General features: G+C 71.5%; 17 protein-coding genes. 12 read left to right on the forward strand and 5 right to left on the reverse strand.

Going from position 1 to position 18,336, the window contains the following annotated elements; genetic code table 11:
• The first annotated feature begins 28 nt into the window (after positions 1-28).
• The 3 genes from IEY89_RS28235 (at position 29) to IEY89_RS28240 (ending at position 1,232) form a co-directional block, all read left to right on the forward strand.
• Entirely contained in the window at positions 29-238 is a 210-nt protein-coding gene (locus tag IEY89_RS28235; RefSeq protein ID WP_189150324.1) for an acyl-CoA carboxylase subunit epsilon, read from the forward strand.
• A gap of 201 nt (positions 239-439) precedes the next feature.
• Positions 440-568: a morphogenic membrane protein MmpB gene (mmpB, locus tag IEY89_RS41550; protein WP_268240764.1), complete on the forward strand. Its 129-nt coding sequence runs from the start codon at positions 440-442 to the stop codon at positions 566-568.
• Positions 569-608: 40 nt separating this feature from the next.
• Entirely contained in the window at positions 609-1,232 is a 624-nt protein-coding gene (locus IEY89_RS28240) for a nucleoside triphosphate pyrophosphatase (RefSeq protein WP_189150325.1), read from the forward strand.
• Positions 1,233-1,251: 19 nt separating this feature from the next.
• Here the strand turns inward: IEY89_RS28240 and IEY89_RS28245 are convergent, their stop codons facing one another.
• Entirely contained in the window at positions 1,252-1,713 is a 462-nt protein-coding gene (locus IEY89_RS28245) for a hypothetical protein (RefSeq protein WP_189150326.1), read from the reverse strand.
• Between the two features lie 423 nt (positions 1,714-2,136).
• On the opposite strand from IEY89_RS28245, the gene IEY89_RS28250 reads away from it, so the two are divergent.
• A complete protein-coding gene (locus IEY89_RS28250; RefSeq protein WP_189150327.1) occupies positions 2,137-3,909 on the forward strand; it encodes an acetyl/propionyl/methylcrotonyl-CoA carboxylase subunit alpha in 1,773 nt (590 codons plus the stop codon).
• A 224-nt stretch (positions 3,910-4,133) separates the two neighbouring features.
• The gene (locus IEY89_RS28255) at positions 4,134-4,709 is read left to right on the forward strand and encodes a TetR/AcrR family transcriptional regulator (RefSeq protein ID WP_189150328.1); all 576 of its coding nucleotides are present in this window, start codon (positions 4,134-4,136) and stop codon (positions 4,707-4,709) included.
• Positions 4,710-4,766: 57 nt separating this feature from the next.
• On the opposite strand, the gene IEY89_RS28260 is transcribed toward IEY89_RS28255, so the two are convergent.
• The gene (locus tag IEY89_RS28260; protein ID WP_189150329.1) at positions 4,767-5,771 is read right to left on the reverse strand and encodes a DeoR/GlpR family DNA-binding transcription regulator; all 1,005 of its coding nucleotides are present in this window, start codon (positions 5,769-5,771) and stop codon (positions 4,767-4,769) included.
• 180 nt (positions 5,772-5,951) lie between these two features.
• Complete coding sequence (locus IEY89_RS28265) at positions 5,952-7,400, reverse strand: NAD(P)H-quinone dehydrogenase (RefSeq protein ID WP_189150330.1); 1,449 nt, start codon at positions 7,398-7,400, stop codon at positions 5,952-5,954.
• 172 nt (positions 7,401-7,572) lie between these two features.
• Between IEY89_RS28265 and IEY89_RS28270 the strand changes: the two genes are divergently transcribed.
• The 4 genes from IEY89_RS28270 (at position 7,573) to IEY89_RS28285 (ending at position 12,191) form a co-directional block, all read left to right on the forward strand.
• Entirely contained in the window at positions 7,573-8,010 is a 438-nt protein-coding gene (locus tag IEY89_RS28270) for a gamma-glutamylcyclotransferase family protein (RefSeq protein WP_189150331.1), read from the forward strand.
• A 102-nt stretch (positions 8,011-8,112) separates the two neighbouring features.
• Complete coding sequence (locus IEY89_RS28275) at positions 8,113-8,937, forward strand: purine-nucleoside phosphorylase (protein WP_189150332.1); 825 nt, start codon at positions 8,113-8,115, stop codon at positions 8,935-8,937.
• Positions 8,938-9,091: 154 nt separating this feature from the next.
• A complete protein-coding gene (locus IEY89_RS28280) occupies positions 9,092-10,786 on the forward strand; it encodes a phospho-sugar mutase (RefSeq protein ID WP_229695451.1) in 1,695 nt (564 codons plus the stop codon).
• 187 nt (positions 10,787-10,973) lie between these two features.
• Positions 10,974-12,191 carry a putative hexosyltransferase gene (locus IEY89_RS28285; RefSeq protein ID WP_189150334.1) on the forward strand — a complete coding sequence of 406 codons (1,218 nt, stop codon included), beginning with the start codon at positions 10,974-10,976 and terminating at the stop codon, positions 12,189-12,191.
• 58 nt (positions 12,192-12,249) lie between these two features.
• Here IEY89_RS28285 and IEY89_RS28290 read toward each other — a convergent pair whose 3' ends face one another.
• Entirely contained in the window at positions 12,250-13,926 is a 1,677-nt protein-coding gene (locus tag IEY89_RS28290; RefSeq protein WP_189150335.1) for a hypothetical protein, read from the reverse strand.
• 5 nt (positions 13,927-13,931) lie between these two features.
• On the reverse strand, positions 13,932-14,579 hold the full coding sequence (locus tag IEY89_RS28295) for a PH domain-containing protein (RefSeq protein ID WP_189150336.1): 648 nt from the start codon (positions 14,577-14,579) through the stop codon (positions 13,932-13,934).
• Between the two features lie 336 nt (positions 14,580-14,915).
• On the opposite strand from IEY89_RS28295, the gene deoC reads away from it, so the two are divergent.
• The 3 genes from deoC to IEY89_RS28310 are packed head-to-tail and all read left to right on the forward strand — an operon-like array spanning position 14,916 to position 18,242.
• Complete coding sequence (gene deoC, locus IEY89_RS28300; protein WP_189150337.1) at positions 14,916-15,875, forward strand: deoxyribose-phosphate aldolase; 960 nt, start codon at positions 14,916-14,918, stop codon at positions 15,873-15,875.
• A 5-nt stretch (positions 15,876-15,880) separates the two neighbouring features.
• Positions 15,881-17,317 (forward strand): aldehyde dehydrogenase family protein, encoded by a 1,437-nt coding sequence (locus IEY89_RS28305; protein ID WP_189150338.1) that lies wholly within the window; start codon positions 15,881-15,883, stop codon positions 17,315-17,317.
• Positions 17,310-18,242, forward strand: a complete 933-nt coding sequence (locus IEY89_RS28310) for an aldehyde dehydrogenase family protein (RefSeq protein WP_189150339.1) — start codon at positions 17,310-17,312, stop codon at positions 18,240-18,242. The genes IEY89_RS28305 and IEY89_RS28310 overlap by 8 nt, the downstream gene beginning before the upstream one ends.
• Positions 18,243-18,336: the final 94 nt, after the last annotated feature.

An 18,336-nucleotide genomic window follows, 5' to 3' on the forward strand; every position in this document is an offset into this window, starting at 1 on the left:
CGACCGCTCAGACAGTTCAGGAGCCGTTGTGAACATCAAGGTCGTACGGGGCAATCCGACCCCCGAGGAGCTCGCCGCCGCCCTGGCGGTGGTCCGAGCCCGCGCCGTGGCGGCGTCCTCCACGGCACCTGGCACCCCCGGCACGAAGGACGCGTGGTCGGATCCGGCAAGGATCACCACCCAGCACCTGCCCCACCCAGGTCCGTCGTCCTGGGGCCGGACCTACTGGCCAGGCTGAGCAACCGCGCCCCCGACAGGGGCGCGGGGCTGTATCGATATGCGGCTCCGCCGCGATGGGGGTCCCCCCGCTCGAGCGAAGCCGAGACTGGGGAGGGAGCGACCAGCCCCCGCCGGCCCGCAGCAAACGATGCGCATAGCGGGGGCAAGTTGAGTACGCGTACTCAGGCGCCCCCCACCCGCCAAGCCCCACGCTAGTGGAATGCTGTGGTCCGACCCCGAGAACGAGCCGCCGAAGGAACTGCGCGACGCGCAGCAGATGCTTCGGCGGCTCGGGTTTCTCATGGCGCTGGCGATGCTGCTCGCGATGATCGTCCTCGGCGTGCTGTAGGACCTGTCCGGGCCCCGTACCCCGCCGATACCCTGGCCGCATGACCGATGATCAGCCGCGCCGCCGTCTCGTGCTCGCCTCCCAGTCCCCCGCCCGGCTCAACCTGCTCAGGCAGGCCGGACTCGACCCCGAGGTGATCGTCAGCGGGTTCGACGAGGACGCCGTGACCGCGCCGACCCCCGCCGAACTGGCCCTCGCCCTCGCCGAGGCCAAGGCCGCCGTGGTGGCCGCACGGCCCGAGGTGCACGGCGCGCTGGTGATCGGCTGCGACTCCGTCCTCGACCTGGACGGCGAGGCGTACGGCAAGCCCACCGACGCCGAGGAGGCCACCGCCCGCTGGAAGTCGATGCGCGGCCGGGCGGGCACCCTGGAGACCGGGCACTGCGTCCACGACACGGCGACGGGGCGCTCCGTCTCGGCCACCGCGTCCACCGTGGTCCGCTTCGGCGAGCCGACGGACGAGGAGATCGCCGCGTACGTCGCCTCGGGCGAGCCCCTCCACGTCGCCGGAGCGTTCACGCTCGACGGCCGCTCGGCGCCGTTCATCGACGGCATCGACGGCGGCCACGGCAACGTCATCGGCATCAGCCTGCCACTCGTACGCAGGCTGCTCGCCGAACTCGGCGTCGGAATCACGGAGTTGTGGACGCCCCGGGAGAAGTAGCCGGGGCGGAGGGAGACGCTCAGGGGGCGGTGGGGGTCGGCTGGGGCGTCAACGGGGAAGTGTCCTCGGGGGGCTCGGTCGCGGTGGGGTTCTGCTTGTCGTACGTCATCAGCAGGAGCACCACCAGCGTCAGCACCACGATCATGGCCAGGAACGCCGGCACACCCACCAGCCCCCAGACGAACGCGCCCAGCAGCGCGTGCACCACGGCAACGCTGATCAGCAGGATGCGGCCGAGCCCGGCCGGGGAGCGGTCACGCCAGGCGACGAGCAGGGCCACCACACCGCACAGCGCGAAGTAGGCGCCGAACAGCACACCGCCGACCTTCGAGGACACGGCCATCATGTCCGGGTCGAGGCCGGCGAGGGACATCTTCTGGCGGCCCACCACGATCCCCAGGAACCAGTTCAGCGCGGCAATACCGAACGCCTCCACGAAGAGGACGATCGCGACGATCCATGCCACCGGTCTGCGGACCACCGGCCCCCACCCACTTTCGACTGCGCACGGTCGCCGCTCAGGCGCCGCACGAGCAAGGCTGCTGTTACCACTACTACGTTCAGTTCGTACTACGTTCGGTACAGCGCGAACGCTACTAACGGGTAAACGCGCGGACAAGGGTTCGGCGGAGGTTCCTCGGCGGGCAGCGAATCATTGGGCCGTTCGTAGGGAGTCCACAAAGAATCCGCGTGGGCCGCAGCACGCTCTCACAGAGACCTTGACCACATCAGGGGGCTAGGGTTTCCCGATGGAGTCCCGCGTACATAGGTGCGACAAGGGATTTCACGGGTAGGGCGAGCCTCGCATCACGCTCCGTGTGGGCAAGCTCACCAGTGGGGACGGGTCGATGCGCCGTGTCGGCAGTCCCTAAACTCGGCTTGTTTCAAGGAGGGAGCCTCAATCGTGCGCAAGGTGCTCATCGCCAACCGTGGCGAAATCGCTGTCCGCGTTGCTCGGGCCTGCCAGGATGCCGGGATCGCGAGCGTGGCCGTGTACGCCGACCCCGACCGGGACGCACTTCATGTGCGTGCCGCGGATGAGGCGTTCGCTTTGGGCGGTGACACCCCGGCGACCAGCTATCTCGACATCGCCAAGGTGCTCCAGGCCGCCAAGGACTCAGGGGCGGACGCGATCCATCCCGGATACGGCTTCCTCTCGGAGAACGCCGACTTCGCCCAGGCCGTCATCGATGCCGGTCTCACCTGGATCGGCCCGCCCCCGCAGGCCATCCGCGACCTCGGCGACAAGGTCGCCGCCCGCCATATCGCCCAGCGTGCCGGGGCACCCCTGGTCGCCGGCACCCCCGACCCCGTCTCCGGCTCGGACGAGGTCGTCGCCTTCGCCCGGGAGAACGGCCTGCCCATCGCGATCAAGGCGGCCTTCGGTGGCGGCGGACGCGGTCTGAAGGTCGCCCGGAACCTCGAAGAGGTGCCCGAGCTGTACGACTCGGCGGTCCGCGAGGCGGTCGCCGCCTTCGGACGCGGCGAGTGCTTCGTCGAGCGCTACCTCGACAAGCCCCGGCACGTCGAGACCCAGTGCCTGGCCGACTCCCACGGCAACGTGGTCGTCGTCTCCACGCGTGACTGCTCGCTCCAGCGCCGCCACCAGAAGCTGGTGGAGGAGGCTCCGGCACCGTTCCTCTCCGAGGCGCAGGTGGCGGAGCTGTACTCGTCCTCCAAGGCGATCCTGAAGGAGGCCGGCTACGTCGGCGCCGGAACGGTGGAGTTCCTGGTCGGCGTCGACGGCACGATCTCCTTCCTGGAGGTCAACACCCGTCTGCAGGTCGAGCACCCGGTCACCGAGGAGGTCGCCGGCATCGACCTCGTGCGCGAGATGTTCCGTATCGCCGACGGCGAGGAACTCGGTTACGGCGACCCCGAACTGCGCGGTCACTCCTTCGAGTTCCGTATCAACGGCGAGGACCCCGGCCGCGGCTTCCTGCCCGCCCCGGGCACCGTCACCACCTTCGCGCCGCCCTCGGGCCCCGGTGTCCGCCTCGACGCGGGCGTCGAGTCCGGCTCGGTCATCGGTCCCGCCTGGGACTCCCTGCTGGCCAAGCTGATCGTCACCGGCGCCACCCGCGAGCAGGCCCTGCAGCGGGCCGCCCGCGCACTGGCCGAGTTCCAGGTCGAGGGCATGGCCACCGCCATCCCCTTCCACCGCGCGGTGGTCGCCGACCCCGCCTTCGCGCCCGAACTCACCGGCTCCGACGCCCCGTTCACGGTCCACACCCGGTGGATCGAGACCGAGTTCGTCAACGAGATCCCGGCCTTCGCCGCGCCCGCCGATGTCGAGGTGGACGAGGAGGCGGGCCGCGAGACCGTGGTCGTCGAGGTCGGCGGCAAGCGCCTGGAGGTCTCCCTCCCCATCTCGCTGGGCATGTCCCTGGCCCGCACCGGCCTCGCCGCCGGTGCCAAGCCCAAGCGCCGCGCCGCCAAGAAGTCCGGCCCGGCGGCCTCCGGCGACACCCTCGCCTCCCCGATGCAGGGCACCATCGTCAAGGTCGCCGTCGAGGAGGGCCAGGAGGTCAAGGAAGGCGACCTGGTCGTCGTCCTGGAGGCCATGAAGATGGAACAGCCCCTCAACGCCCACAAGGCCGGCACCATCAAGGGCCTCGCCGCCGAGATCGGCGCCTCCCTCACCTCGGGTGCACCGATCTGCGAGATCAAAGACTGACCGTACGACGTCACAAGGCGCCCGGTGGACTGAGCGATCAGCCCACCGGGCGCTTCTTGTTCCTGGCGTACGGTGCGCGCAGCGCCCGTACGCCAGGAGGGGCGCGGGGAACTGCGCGACCAGCCCCCACCGGGCCCGCACCCGGCAAACAACCGCATCCCTACGGCGACCGGCCAATGGCATGCTGAACCCACGGAGCACGTACAGGAAGGGCAGGTGACCCCATGGCCCAGCCGCCGGCAGGCCTCCGTGCGGACGCCCGCCGCAACTACGAGCGCCTCCTCACCGAGGCACGCTCCGCCTTCGCCGAGCACGGGACGGACGCCTCGCTGGAGGACGTCGCACGGCGCGCCGGCCTCGGCATCGGCACCCTCTACCGCCACTTCCCCAACCGGCACGCCCTGTTGAGCGCCGTCTTCGAGGACGCGGTGAGCGACCTGCTGGCCCGCTCCCGCGAACTGCTGACCGACCCGGAGCCGTGCACCGCGCTGGTGACCTGGCTGCGCGAGATCGTCACGCACGCCGGCGAGTACCGCGGCCTGGCACGGGCGCTCATGTCGGTGTCGTACGACGCCGACTCGGCGCTGGCCAGGTGCAGCAACCCGATGCGGGAGGCGGGCGCGGCCCTGCTCGCCCGCGCCCAGCGGGCCGGCACCCTGCGCACCGACGTCTCCATCGGCGACCTGCTCCAGCTCACCAACGCGATCGCGCTGGCGGCCGAGGAGACCCCGGACGACCCGGACCTGGCCGACCGCCTCCTGACCCTGACACTGCGGGGCCTGAAGGCCGTACCCGGGTAACCCGGTTCGTACGGCCCGATCCTGACGGCCCGTTCCCGGCGACCCGTCCTACGAAGGTCAGCGGCGGCGGAGGTCTGCCACCCGGGCCCGTTCCCGCTCGCGCTCACCGGGTCCGCCGGGCTGCTCGCCCAGCATCGTGCCGCGCAGCGGATGGCCCGCCGCGCCACCGGGGAGCTGTCCCCGGCGCGGGTTGGGAAGCGGTACGTCCCGGCGCTGCTGGCGTCCCGGGACGTGCTCACCGCCCTGTTGCCCGTTTCCCGAGGAGTTGTTGCCCGAGCCCGACGATCCGGCCACGGCGATCTGCACCCCCTGGTCGGCCAGGGCCTGGAGTTCCGTACCCGCGCGGTCGTCGTGGACGGGCGGTTCGTCGGTGACGAGACGGGTGATCACATCCGTGGGCACGGTCTGGAACATGGTGTCCGAACCGAGCTTGGTGTGATCGGCGAGCACGACGACCTCGGCGGCGGCCTGCACCAGCGCGCGGTCGACGGACGCCGACAGCATGTTGGAGGTGGACAGTCCGCGTTCGGCGGTGAGCCCGCTTCCGGAGAGGAAGGCCTTGGACACCCGCAGCCCGTGCAGGGACTGCTCGGCGCCGCTGCCGACCAGGGCGTAGTTGGAACCGCGCAGAGTGCCGCCGGTCATCACGACCTCCACTCTGTTCGCGTGGGCCAACGCCTGGGCCACCAACAGGGAGTTGGTGACGACGGTCAGCCCGGGGACCCGCGCGAGCCGGCGTGCCAGCTCCTGCGTGGTGGTCCCCGCCCCGACCACGATGGCCTCGCCCTCTTCGACGAAGCTCGCGGCGAGGTCGGCGATGGCCGTCTTCTCGGCGGTCGCGAGATGGGATTTCTGCGGAAAGCCGGACTCTCGCGTGAACCCGCCCGGCAATACCGCACCGCCATGCCGGCGGTCGAGGAGTCCTTCTGCCTCCAGTGCGCGCACGTCCCGCCGTACGGTCACTTCGGAGGTCTGGACGACGCGGGCGAGCTCACGGAGCGACACGGCTCCATTGGCACGCACCATTTCGAGGATCAATTGACGACGTTCTGCAGCGAACACGAAACTGACAGTAACCCCAACGACCGTCTGCTTTCAGCAGTTTGCGCCGAATAGCAGAAGTTGTTCACATGGGGCTACGGGAAGTGGTATACGCGCCTATCTCCCCTGCCTATGCCGCAGGAATGGGCCGCACACCACCGTGACCAGCGGGAAGTCGCTCCCCTCGCCGCCTCCCGGCCGTCAGGCCTCGCCCGCCGCCTTGCGCGTGTGAAGCTGCCGGGCGACCTCGGCGATCGATCCCGAAAGGGACGGATAGACCGTGAACGCGTTCGCGATCTGCTCGACCGTCAGATTGTTGTCGACGGCGATCGAGATCGGGTGGATGAGTTCGGAGGCGCGCGGCGACACGACACACCCGCCGACGACAATCCCGGTGCCCGGCCGGCACATGAGCTTGACGAAACCGTCCCGGATCCCCTGCATCTTCGCGCGCGGATTGCGCAGCAGCGGCAGTTTGACGACCACGGCCTCGATCTTGCCACCGTCGACATCGGCCTGGGTGTAGCCGACGGTCGCGATCTCGGGGTCGGTGAAGACGTTGGAGGAGACGGTCTTCAGGTTGAGCGGGGCCACCGCGTCGCCGAGGAAGTGGTACATGGCGATACGGCCCTGCATGGCGGCGACGGACGCGAGGGCGAAGACGCCGGTCACGTCACCGGCGGCGTACACACCCGGGGCGGTCGTCCGCGACACCTTGTCGGTCCAGATGTGCCCGGAGTCACGGAGCTTGACCCCGGCCTCCTCCAGGCCCATCCCGGCACTGTTGGGAATCGCGCCGACGGCCATCAGACAGTGCGAGCCGGTGATGACACGCCCGTCGGAGAGGGTGACCTCGACCCGGTCGCCGACGCGCTTGGCGGACTCGGCGCGGGAGCGGGCCATGACGTTCATGCCACGGCGCCGGAAGACCTCTTCGAGGACGGCGGCGGCGTCGGGGTCCTCACCCGGCAGCACCCGGTCGCGCGACGACACGAGGGTCACCTTGGACCCGAGTGCCTGGTAGGCGCCGGCGAACTCGGCGCCGGTGACACCGGACCCGACCACGATGAGCTCCTCGGGCAGCTCGGTGAGGTCGTAGACCTGGGTCCAGTTGAGGATGCGCTCCCCGTCGGGCTGCGCGTCGGCCAGCTCGCGCGGGTGTCCGCCGGTGGCGATCAGCACGGCGTCGGCGACGAGCGTCTCCTCGCTGCCGTCCACGGCGCGTACGACGACCTTCCGGGAGCCGTCGATGCCCTGCATGCCGTCGAGCCGACCGCGCCCGCGCAGGACGCGCGCACCGGCCCGGGTGACGGAGGCGGTGATGTCGTGCGACTGGGCGAGGGCGAGGCGCTTCACCCGTCGGTTGACCTTGCCGAGATCGACACCGACGACGCGGGCGGCCTGCTTGTCGGGTGGGGTGTCGTCGGCGACGATGATCCCCAGCTCCTCGTACGACGAGTCGAAGGTGGTCATCACCTCGGCCGTGGCGATCAGGGTCTTCGACGGGACGCAGTCGGTCAGCACCGACGCCCCGCCCAGACCGTCGCAGTCGACGACGGTCACCTCCGCGCCGAGCTGCGCTGCCACCAGCGCCGCTTCGTAGCCGCCGGGTCCGCCACCAATGATCACGATCCGAGTCACATACCCCATTGTCCCGTACGCGCCGAGGTGCCGACGCCCCGGGGCCGCCGCACGGGTCCGGGGCGGGCATCAGGGGGACCGCCGACGGGTCCGGCGCGGGCGGGGGCGGACACCTGTACGGGTACAGAAGGGACGTGTGCTGCCGGAGTGACGGCCGTGTCCGCTGCCGTACTCTCGATCCATGTCGCTCTACGCCGCCTACGCCGGCAATCTCGACGCGCGGCTCATGACGCGCCGCGCACCGCACTCGCCGCTGCGCGCCACCGGCTGGCTGACCGGCTGGCGGCTGACCTTCGGCGGCGAGCACATGGGCTGGGAGGGCGCCCTCCCCACGATCGTCGAGGCACCGCGCTCCCAGGTCTTCGTCGCCCTGTACGAGATCGCCCCGCTCGACGAGGACTCGCTGGACCGCTGGGAGGGCGTGGGCCTCGACATCTACCGCCGGATGCGGCTGCGCGTCGACACGCTGGAGGGCGAGGAACCGGCGTGGGTGTACGTCCTCAACGGGTACGAGGGCGGCCTGCCGTCGGCCCGGAACCTGGGCGAGATCGCCGACGCGGCGGAGTCGGCGGGGGCGCCGCACGACTATGTGATGGAACTGAGAAAACGTCCCTGTTGAGGGCCGTCGGCCGGGTGCCGTTGGAAACGACAAGACAACGATCGCCCTCCCGCAACCTCCGTCATCTACGCGCGTAGGCTCGAACCGGATACCCTCATGCGCGTGAACGCATCTCTTCTTCCGGACGACATCCAGGGCGACCCCTACTCCGCCGCCGACGCCGCTGCCGCGCGCCTGCGGGAGCTCACGGGCGCCGAGACCCACGACGTCGCCCTCGTGATGGGCTCCGGCTGGGCACCGGCCGTGGACGCCCTGGGCGACCCCGAGGCCGAGTTCCAGGTCACCGAGCTGCCGGGGTTCCCGCCGCCGGCGGTCGAGGGCCACGGCGGCAAGATCCGCTCGTACCGGATCGGTGACAAGCGCGCGCTGGTCTTCCTGGGCCGCACGCACTACTACGAGGGGCGGGGCGTCGCGTCCGTGGCGCACGGTGTCCGTACCGCCGTGGCCGCCGGCTGCAAGACCATCGTCCTGACCAACGGCTGCGGCGGCCTGCGCGCCGACATGCGCCCCGGCCAGCCGGTCCTGATCAGCGACCACATCAACCTCACGGCGACGTCCCCGATCGTCGGCGCGAACTTCGTCGACCTGACGGACCTGTACTCGCCGCGGCTGCGTGCCCTGTGCAAGGAGATCGACCCCAGCCTTGAGGAGGGCGTGTACGCCCAGTTCACGGGCCCGCACTACGAGACGCCGGCCGAGATCCGGATGGCGCGGGTCATCGGCGCGGACCTGGTCGGCATGTCGACGGTGCTGGAGGCGATCGCGGCGCGGGAGGCCGGCGCCGAGATCCTGGGCATCTCGCTGGTGACGAACCTCGCGGCGGGCATGACGGGCGAGCCCCTGAACCACGAGGAGGTCCTCCAGGCGGGCCGCGACAGCGCCACCCGCATGGGCGCCCTGCTGACCCAGGTCCTGGACCGCCTGTAACGCTTGGTCCGCCCCCGCCCCCTCATTTCAGCCCGTCTGGGGGTCCCCCCTCTGGGGGAGATTGAGGACGAGCGCGTTCAGCGCGAAAGAGGGGTCTGGGGGCGCAGCCCCCAGGTACAGGATGGGACGGGCAGGGGCGGCGGGGGCGAGAACAATGGGCCCGCACCCGACCACGCACCGCACCGCACCGCAAAACCACAACGAGAGGCACGACGTGCACGACGACGAACTCATCGCACGCGCCAAGGCGTGGCTGGCCGAGGACCCCGACGCCGAAACCCGTGAGGAACTCGCCAAGCTCATCGACGCCCAGGACCTCCCCGAACTCACCGCCCGCTTCACCGGCACCCTCCAGTTCGGCACCGCGGGTCTCCGCGGCGAACTCGGCGCCGGCCCCATGCGCATGAACCGCTCGGTCGTCGTCCGCGCCGCCGCCGGCCTCGCCGCGTACCTCAAGGCGAAGGGCCGAACCGACGGCCTCGTCGTCATCGGCTACGACGCCCGCCACAAGTCGGCCGACTTCGCCCAGGACACCGCCGCCGTGATGACCGGCGCCGGTCTGCGCGCTGCCGTCCTCCCCCGCCCCCTCCCCACCCCCGTACTGGCGTTCGCCATAAGGCACCTCGGCGCCGTCGCGGGCGTGGAGGTCACCGCCAGCCACAACCCGCCCCGCGACAACGGCTACAAGGTGTACCTGGGCGACGGTTCCCAGATCGTCCCGCCGGCGGACGCGGAGATCGCCGCCGAGATCGACGCCGTACGCGCCCTCGCCGACGTCCCCCGCCCCACCACCGGCTGGGAGACCCTCGACGACACCGTCCTGAACGCCTACCTGGCCCGTACGGACGCCGTCCTCACGCCCGGCTCCCCCCGTACCGCCCGCACGGTCTACACCGCGATGCACGGCGTCGGCCTGGAGACCCTCCTCGCGGCCTTCGCCCGGGCCGGTTTCCCCGCCCCCGAACCGGTCGCCGAACAGGCCGACCCCGACCCGGACTTCCCGACCGTCGCCTTCCCCAACCCGGAAGAGCCCGGCGCGATGGACCTCGCCTTCGCGAAGGCCCGTGAGACGAACCCGGACCTGATCATCGCGAACGACCCGGACGCGGACCGCTGCGCGGTGGCCGTACCCGGCGGCGACGGCTGGCGCATGCTGCGCGGCGACGAGGTCGGCGCCCTCCTCGCCACCCACCTGGTCCGGCACGGCGCGCGGGGCACGTTCGCCGAGTCGATCGTCTCCTCGTCCCTCCTGGGCCGGATCGCCGAGAAGGCGGGTCTGCCGTACGAGGAGACCCTGACCGGCTTCAAGTGGATCGCCCGTGTCGACGGCCTGCGCTACGGCTACGAGGAGGCCCTCGGCTACTGCGTGGACCCCGAGGGCGTACGCGACAAGGACGGCATCACCGCCGCGCTCGCCATCACGGAACTCGCCTCCGAGCTGAAGGCCGAGGGCCGTACGCTCCTCGACCTGCTCGACGACATCGCGGTCGAGCACGGTCTGCACGCCACGGACCAGCTCTCGGTCCGCGTCGAGGACCTCTCGGTCATCGCGAACGCCATGCGCCGGCTGCGCGAGCGGCCCCCGACCGGCCTCGCGGGCCTGCCGATCACGAAGGCCGAGGACCTGACCCGGGGCACGGAGACACTCCCGCCCACGGACGGCCTGCGCTACACGCTCGACGGCGCCCGCGTCATCGTCCGCCCCAGCGGTACGGAGCCCAAGCTGAAGTGCTACCTGGAGGTCGTCCTCCCGGTGCCCACGCACGCGGATCTCCCGGCGGCCCGCGCGAAGGCGACGGACCTGCTGGAGACGATCAAGCGGGATCTCTCCGCGGCGGCGGGCATCTGAGCCGCAGCCCGGCGGACGTACAGGAATCCCGCACCGAACCCCTCACCCTCGATGGGGTGCCCCCGACCGGAGGCACCCCATCGAGTGATTTGCGCACGCTCGCTGACGCGCGCTCCACCACGGACCCCGCCCCCGGGGAACGGTGACCGGGTATATCGCCCCGTCGCCCCGTACCTGGAGCCGCCCCGTGTCCTCGACGGTCACCCGGCCGAAGCCCGCCCCGACCGCCACGACCACCGCCCCACCCGCCCGGCGCCCCTTCCCGGCCCTCCCTGCCCTCCTGACCCGCCGAATCCTCCGGGCCTTCCGTCACGCGGCCCCCGCCCTTCTCGCCTACACGGCGGTCCGCGTCACCGGCCTGCTCCTCCTCTCCCTGTGGGCGCACCGCCAGCACCACGGCGTCTGGCCGATCCTGGCCACCCAGTGGGACGCCGACTGGTACCTGGGCATCGCCGACCACGGCTACCCGCGCACCCTGGGCACCGCCCACGACGCGGGCAGCCTGGCCTTCTTCCCGCTCTACCCGGCCCTCGTCAAGGCGCTCGCCGTCCTCACCCCGGGCACCCGGGCGAGTACGGGTCTGGCTCTCGCCGTCGTCGCGTCGCTCGTCGCCGCGTGGGGCGTCTTCGCGGTCGGGGAGCGCCTGCACGACCGCCGGACGGGCATCCTCCTGGCCACGCTGTGGGCGGCGTTCCCGGTGGGCGCGGTCCAGTGGATGGGGTACACGGAGTCCCTGTTCACGGCGCTGGCCGCCTGGTCGCTGCACGCGGTGCTCACCGGCCGCTGGCTGTGGGCGGCCTCGCTGGCCGTTTTCGCCGGGCTGACCCGCCCCACCGGGGTCGCCGTGGCCGCCGCCGTATCGCTCACGGCACTCGTTACCCTCCTCCTCCGCCGCCGCTCGCCCTCCCTCCGTGTCCTCACGGCCGCCGTCCTCGCCCCGCTCGGCTGGCTCGGGTACGTCGGCTGGGTGGGCCTGCGGCTGGGCCGCTGGGACGGCTACCTCGTCGTACAGCGCCTGTGGCGCCAGGACCTGGACGGGGGCGCGCTGACCCTGCGCAGAATGCGGGAGCTGCTGATGTACGACTCGACGCCCGAGCTGTTCCTGGTGATGGTGACCGCGGTCCTGCTGGGGGCGGCCTGCCTCTTCGTCCTGTCGGTCCGGGACCGCCAGCCCCTCCCGCTCCTGGTCTTCACGGGCGTTCTGCTGGCGATCGTCCTGGGCAGCGGCGGTGTCTACTACCCCCGCGCCCGCTTCCTCGTCCCGGCCTTCCCGCTGCTGCTGCCCCTCGCGGTCCATCTGGCCCGCGCCTCCCGCAGCTTCCGCGCGTGCGCGATCACGGCGGCGGTGGCGCTGTCGGCGTACTGCGGCGCGTACATGCTCCTGGTCTGGCCGAGCGCGCCCTGAGGTCTGCCCGGCGGACCATGCCGGAGCCGCGGGGCCCGGCGCGCCCGGTGCCGTGCTCTCAGCGCGCCGCCACCAACGCCACCACCCACACCGCCGCCAGTACCGCGGCCGACGGCCAGAGCGGCCGTCCCCGTTCCGCCTCGCCGCTCTCACCGGTCGGCCGCAGTTCGGGGTCGAGGCGCATGGCGGTCAGTTCGGCGGCCAGGGCGTCGTACGGGTGGGTCAGCCCCCGGCGTCGCTGGAGCCGGCCCCAGCGGGGCGCGAAGACCGACCAGGCGCCGTCCTGCCAGTCGATCTTCAGTTCCAGCGACCGGCGGCGTACGAAACGGAGGCCGTCCCAGGGCACATGCCGGGGCCCGCGCAGCCCGTTGATCCAGATGCCGGACCGGTCGGCGGTGACGCGCCAGGCGAGCTTCATCGAGACGTTGGCCGCGCCGAACAGCCCGAGCAGGAGGAGGAACACCAGCTTCCACGTCGAGTGGTCGGGCTCGTAGATCCAGTCCAAGGCCAGCCACAGGCCCCACAACACGACAAACGCGGTGCCCAGCCAGTCCAGCCACCCCGCCCGCCAGCGCCGCACCGTGCCGGGCATCGCCTGTTGCCCGGCCAACTCCCGCCCCTGAAGCTCCAGTTGGAAGCTGTCCGCGACGTGTTCGCGGTGCCGGGCGACGCGCCTGCGACCCGCGTCCGGCGACAGCGGCCGGACCGGCCCCGCCGACCACTCCGTGAGCGGCGGCTGCTCGGGATCCTCGTCGGCGCTGACGACGAGCACCTCGGCGCCGTCGAAGGGAGCGCCGTAGAGGACGGCTTCCCGGACCGGCCCGAGGGTGTCGTCGTCAAGGCCGAGAAGCACCCGCCGAAGCTCGTCGTCACCGTCCCCACCGGCCTCGTCATCCCCGTCCCCGTCGCCCTCGTCACCGTCATCGTCGTCGTCCTCGTCGAAGGAGGTGAGATCGACGGTGAACAGGGGCCGCTCGGCGGTGAGATCGTCGGCGGCGTACACCTCGGTGGCGCCCTGGGTGTCGTCGCGTACGAGGACGCGCAGCACCGGCACCGGAGCTCCGCGCAGCGCGCCCGCCCGCTGCCGGCCGAGCCATGCCGAGGCCAGCGCGGTCACCCCGAGGCCGACCAGGAAGACGGTGACGACCCAGGCGCCCTCCTGGTCCTCGGCCGAGCCCCAGAGACCGGCGGTGCTCCCGGTCAGCACGCCGAGCGCGAGCACGACGAACCCCAGCGCGAACAGCAGCCGCCCACGCCGTACGGGCGCCTCGGTGCCCGGCACGAACGCGGCGACGCCCCCGGCGGCCTCCACGGCCCGCTCCAGCTGCTCACCGCGCGCTCGCAACCGTACGGCCACGACAGCCCAGGAGCCCAGCACGACCACCACGCCGAAGCCGGTCAGCGCCCACGACTTCGAGGAGGCCTCCGCGGCGAGGGCGAGCAGCAGCAGGGGCGCGCCGACCCACACGAGCTCGGGCCGGGCGAGCACCCACAGCACGTACACCGCGAACCCGGCCGCGACGAACGGCCACAGGCCGCCGGCCATCGCCACCAGGGCGCCGACGCACAGCACAAGGGTGGCGAGTCCGGCCGCGACCGAGCGGCGCACCCGCAGGAAGGTCCAGCGTGGCGGCAGCGCGGCCGACCAGCCCGCCGCGCGAGCGGTGGTCCAGTCCTGACAGCCGTCGGGTATGGCGGCGGAGGGCAGCCGCAACGACTCGTGCGGGAAAGTCACGCCGGTCAGCCGACCGCGAGCAGAATCGCCAGCAGAACCGCACCCGCGGCAGCGGGCGCCATGATCTCGTACGCCCATTTCACGGTCACCTCGCCCTGTGAGGTGACCGCCTCCGCCCGGGCCTCCCGCAGCCGGTCCAGGTCGTCCATGATCTGGTCGGTCTGCGCGCGGGTCGGACCGGACGGCACCAGGGACGTCCGTCCGCCGGCGCCCCCGGCCTCGCGGTTCTGCCGCAACCTGGCCCGGTTGGCGCGCTTGCGGGCACGCAGCGAGACGGGGACGGCCCAGAGCTGGTACTTGGTGCCGGACTCGACGACGACCTCGTTCGAGTAGCCCGACCGGAACCCGGCGACGGTCCCCCAGGGCAGCACGATGATCCGGAACGGGTTGCGCACGCGCAGCCGGTGATCGTTGGCCAGCACTGCGGGCCGCAGTGTGAAGGCGATCACCAGCGGTACGGCGAGGAGCAGCGCGGCGAGCGCCAGCCACGGGGTCCGCCCATGGCCGACGAACAGCGCGTCGGCGCCGAGCCAGGCCGCGATCCCGAGCAGCAGCACCCCGGCCACGAGGGCGGAGGGTGAGCGGTGGACCCGGTCGGGAGACACGGATTGCGTAGGGCCCTGCACGGGCGACGGTTGGTCCGGGGTCGTCATGCCCCCGATTCTGCCCGACACTCCGAACACCGCCTTCCCAGGCCCGGGCGTTTCAGCCCGTCCGGCGTTTGAGGACGAGGCCGTCCAGGCCGATGGGGGGTCCAGGCCGATGGGGGGTCCAGGCCGATGGGGGTCCAGGCCGATGGGGGTCCAGGGGGCACAGCCCCCTGGCGGGGCCGAAGGGGCGGAGCCCCTGGGGATGGGACGGGTAGGGGCGGTGGGGGCGAAACAAACGGGACGCCCACCCCCACCCACCCCACCCCCACAACCACACCGCCCGGCGATTTCCCGGGGCTGTACAGCCGCTACGCGCGTAGATATGCTCGGCTTGTGACCATGCCCACCACTGCATCCACCGCACTCCCGCTCAAGGACGTGACCGCGTCCGACAGCACGCTGCGCCGCTACCTTCACGGGCTGCCCGGCGTCGACGCGGTCGGCCTGGAGGCGCGCGCCGCCTCCCTCGGCACGCGTTCCATCAAGACGACCGCGAAGGCGTACGCCATCGACCTCGCCATCTCGATGGTCGACCTGACGACGCTGGAAGGCGCGGACACGCCCGGCAAGGTCCGGGCACTCGGCGCCAAGGCGGTCCGCCCCGACCCGACCGACCGCACGGCCCCCGCCACGGCCGCGGTCTGCGTCTATCCCGACATGGTGGCCGTCGCGAAGGAGGCCGTCGCCGGTTCCGCCGTCAAGGTCGCCTCCGTCGCCACCGCCTTCCCCGCGGGCCGCGCCGCCCTCGGCGTGAAGCTGGCCGACGTGCGTGACGCCGTCGCCGCCGGTGCCGACGAGATCGACATGGTCATCGACCGCGGCGCGTTCCTCGCGGGCAACTACCTGAAGGTGTACGAGGAGATCGTCGCCGTGAAGGAGGCCTGCGGGGCGTCCGCCCGGCTCAAGGTCATCTTCGAGACCGGTGAGCTGTCGACGTACGACAACATCCGGCGCGCCTCCTGGCTCGGCATGATCGCCGGGGCCGACTTCATCAAGACGTCCACCGGCAAGGTCGCCGTCAACGCGACGCCCGCGAACACCCTCCTGATGCTGGAGGCCGTACGCGACTTCCGTGCGCAGACCGGCGTCCAGGTGGGCGTGAAGCCTGCCGGTGGCATCCGTACCACCAAGGACGCGGTGAAGTTCCTGGTCGTGGTCAACGAGACCGTGGGCGAGGACTGGCTCGACAACCACTGGTTCCGCTTCGGCGCCTCCTCGCTGCTGAACGACCTGCTGATGCAGCGCCAGAAGCTGGCCACCGGCCGCTACTCCGGCCCCGACTACGTGACGGTGGACTGATCACCATGGCATCCGTTTTTGAGTACGCCCCGGCGCCCGAGTCCCGCGCCGTCGTCGACATCGCCCCCTCCTACGGCCTGTTCATCGACGGCGAGTTCGTGGAAGCCGCCGAGGGCAGGGTCTTCAAGACGGTCTCCCCCTCCACCGAGGAGGTCCTCTCCGAGGTCGCCCAGGCGGGCGAGGCCGACGTCGAGCGTGCGGTGAAGGCCGCCCGCAAGGCCTTCGAGAAGTGGTCGGCGCTGCCCGGCGCCGAGCGCGCGAAGTACCTGTTCCGTATCGCCCGCATCATCCAGGAGCGCTCCCGCGAGCTGGCCGTCCTGGAAACCCTGGACAACGGCAAGCCCATCAAGGAGACGCGCGACGCGGACCTCCCCCTGGTGGCGGCCCACTTCTTCTACTACGCGGGCTGGGCCGACAAGCTCGACCACGCCGGCTACGGCACGAACCCGCGCCCCCTCGGCGTCGCGGGCCAGGTCATCCCCTGGAACTTCCCGCTCCTGATGCTGGCCTGGAAGATCGCCCCGGCGCTGGCGACCGGCAACACGGTGGTCCTGAAGCCCGCCGAGACGACCCCCCTCTCCGCCCTCTTCTTCGCGGACATCTGCCGCCAGGCGGGCCTGCCCAAGGGCGTCGTCAACATCCTTCCCGGGTACGGCGACACGGGCGCCGCGCTCGTCGCGCACCCGGACGTCAACAAGGTCGCGTTCACCGGGTCGACGGCCGTCGGCAAGGAGATCGCCCGCACCGTCGCCGGCACCCGCAAGAAGCTCACCCTGGAGCTGGGCGGCAAGGGCGCCAACATCGTCTTCGACGACGCCCCCATCGACCAGGCCGTCGAGGGCATCGTCACCGGCATCTTCTTCAACCAGGGCCAGGTCTGCTGCGCGGGCTCCCGGCTCCTCGTGCAGGAGTCGGTCCAGGACGAGTTGCTCGACTCGCTCAAGCGGCGCCTGTCCACGCTCCGCCTCGGCGACCCGCTGGACAAGAACACGGACATCGGTGCGATCAACTCCGCCGAGCAGCTCGCCCGGATCACCTCGCTCGTCGAGGCGGGCGAGGCGGAGGGCGCCGAGCGCTGGTCCCCGGCCTGCGAACTCCCGTCCTCCGGCTACTGGTTCGCCCCGACACTCTTCACGAACGTCACCCAGGCGCACACCATCGCCCGCGACGAGATCTTCGGCCCGGTGCTCTCGGTCCTCACCTTCCGCACCCCGGACGAGGCCGTCGCCAAGGCCAACAACACCCAGTACGGCCTGTCGGCGGGCATCTGGACGGAGAAGGGTTCGCGGATCCTCGCCGTGGCCAACAAGCTGCGCGCCGGCGTCGTCTGGTCCAACACGTTCAACAAGTTCGACCCCACCTCGCCCTTCGGCGGCTACAAGGAGTCGGGGTTCGGCCGCGAGGGCGGTCGCCACGGCCTGGAGGCGTACCTCGATGTCTGATCCCCGAGTGGACACACGACCGGACGCACGGTCGGACGCGCGTCTGTCCGTCTTCAAGACCTACAAGCTGTACGTGGGCGGGAAGTTCCCGCGTTCCGAGAGCGGCCGGGTGTACGAGGTGAGCGACGCTAAGGACAAGTGGCTGGCGAACGCGCCCCTGTCCTCCCGCAAGGACGCCCGTGACGCGGTCGTCGCCGCGCGCAAGGCGTTCGGCGGCTGGGCCGGGGCCACGGCGTACAACCGCGGCCAGATCCTCTACCGTGTCGCCGAGATGCTGGAGGGCCGCAGGGAGCAGTTCGTCCGGGAGGTCGCGGACGCCGAGGGCCTGTCGAAGCCGAAGGCGACCGCCCAGGTCGACGCGGCGATCGACCGCTGGGTCTGGTACGCGGGCTGGACCGACAAGATCGCCCAGGTCGTCGGCGGCGGAAACCCGGTGGCGGGGCCGTACTTCAACCTCTCCTCCCCCGAGCCGACCGGTGTGGTGGTCGTCCTCGCCCCCCAGGAGTCGTCGTTCCTTGGCCTGGTGTCGGTGCTCGCCCCGGTGATCGCCACCGGCAACACGGCGATCGTGGTCGCCAGCGAGAAGTCACCGCTTCCCGCCCTCTCCCTCGGCGAGGTGCTGGCCACCTCGGACGTACCCGGCGGAGTCGTCAACATCCTCTCCGGCCGTACGGCGGAGATCACGCCGTCCCTGGCCGCGCACCAGGACGTCAACGCGATCGACCTGGCGGGCGCGGACGAGGTCCTCGCGAAGGAGCTGGAGATCGCGGCGGCCGACAACCTCAAGCGCGTTCTCCGTCCACAGACTGTGGACAGCGCGCAGTGGTTCGCCACCCCGGGCACCGAACGCATGACCGCCTTCCTGGAGACGAAGACGGTCTGGCACCCGACGGGTTCTTTGGGCGCGTCGGGTTCCTCCTACTAGGCCGGCCGCAGGCCACCCAGGAGGGGCGCGGGGCTGCATCTTTTTTGCGGCTCCGCCGCGGGGCGCGACCAGCCACGACGCAGTCGCGCCCGGC

This window comes from Streptomyces lacrimifluminis (assembly GCF_014646095.1).
GTDB classification, from domain to species: Bacteria; Actinomycetota; Actinomycetes; order Streptomycetales; family Streptomycetaceae; genus Streptomyces; species Streptomyces lacrimifluminis.